The organism is Pseudomonas sp. NPDC089534, assembly GCF_044749305.1.
Taxonomy (GTDB): Bacteria; Pseudomonadota; Gammaproteobacteria; order Pseudomonadales; family Pseudomonadaceae; genus Aquipseudomonas; species Aquipseudomonas ekonensis.
In genome coordinates this window covers 1-1,231 of sequence record NZ_JBIVHR010000220.1, presented here as the reverse complement: position 1 = coordinate 1,231, position 1,231 = coordinate 1, and the positions used below count along the sequence as shown (strand labels likewise).

Genomic DNA, 1,231 nt, shown 5'->3' with positions numbered 1-1,231 from the left:
GGCCATGACCATGGCCGAGCGCATCGCGATCATGCACCTGGGCTGGATCGCCCAGATCGGCAGCCCGATCGACATCTACGAAACCCCGACCAGCCGCTTGGTCTGCGAATTCATCGGCAACGTGAACATCTTCGAAGGTGAGGTGATCGACGACGCCGAAGGCCACGCGACCATCACCTGCAAGGATCTGGACCGGCAGATCTACGTCGGCCACGGCATCAGCACCTCGGTGCAGGACAAGTCCGTGACCTACGCGATCCGTCCGGAGAAGCTGCTGGTCACCGCCGACATGCCGACCTGCGAGTACAACTGGTCCAGCGGCAAGGTGCACGACATCGCCTACCTGGGCGGCCACTCGGTGTTCTACGTCGAGCTGCCGAGCGGCAAGCTGGTGCAGTCGTTCGTCGCCAACGCCGAGCGCCGCGGCCAGCGTCCGACCTGGGGCGACCAGGTCTACGTGTGGTGGGAAGACGACAGCGGCGTGGTGCTCCGCTCATGAACATGCGCAAACTCAAGCGTCGCCTCAACCGGATCGTTCCCGGCGGCCGCCAGCTGGTGATCGGGGTTCCGTTCATCTGGCTGTTCCTGTTCTTCATGCTGCCGTTCTTCATCGTCCTGAAGATCAGCTTCGCCGAAGCCGACGTGGCCATCCCGCCGTACACCGAGATCTACAGCTACGCCGAGCAGAAGCTGCAGCTGCTGCTGAACCTGGGCAACTACGCGATGCTGGGCGACGACGAGCTGTACCTGTCGGCCTACCTCGGCTCGCTGAAGATGGCGTTCTTCAGCACGCTGCTGTGCCTGCTGATCGGCTACCCGATGGCCTACGGCATCGCCACCGCGCGCAAGGAAACCCAGACCGTGCTGGTGCTGCTGATCATGATGCCGACCTGGACGGCGATCCTGATCCGCGTCTATGCGTGGATGGGCATCCTCAGCAACAACGGCCTGCTCAACGGCTTCCTGATGGGCATGGGCTGGATCGACGAGCCGCTGCAGATCCTCAACACCAACCTTGCGGTGTACATCGGCGTGGTCTATTCGTACCTGCCGTTCATGATCCTGCCGCTCTACGCCAACCTCGTGAAGCATGACCCGAGCTTGCTGGAGGCCGCGTCCGACCTGGGTTCGAGCACCTTCAACAGCTTCTGGAAGATCACCGTGCCGCTGTCCAAGAACGGCATCATCGCCGGCTGCATGCTGGTGTTCATCCCGGTGGTGGGCGAGTTCG

Annotated in this window: 2 protein-coding genes; both read left to right on the top strand. The window is 62.7% G+C overall.

Going from position 1 to position 1,231, the window contains the following annotated elements:
* Window positions 1-499: TOBE domain-containing protein (locus tag ACIP0B_RS28540; protein WP_400838565.1), on the top strand; the 499-nt coding region annotated here is incomplete at its 5' end.
* Window positions 496-1,231 (top strand): ABC transporter permease subunit (locus ACIP0B_RS28535; protein WP_400838562.1); only part of this gene is annotated, 736 nt, incomplete at its 3' end. The genes ACIP0B_RS28540 and ACIP0B_RS28535, both read left to right, overlap by 4 nt.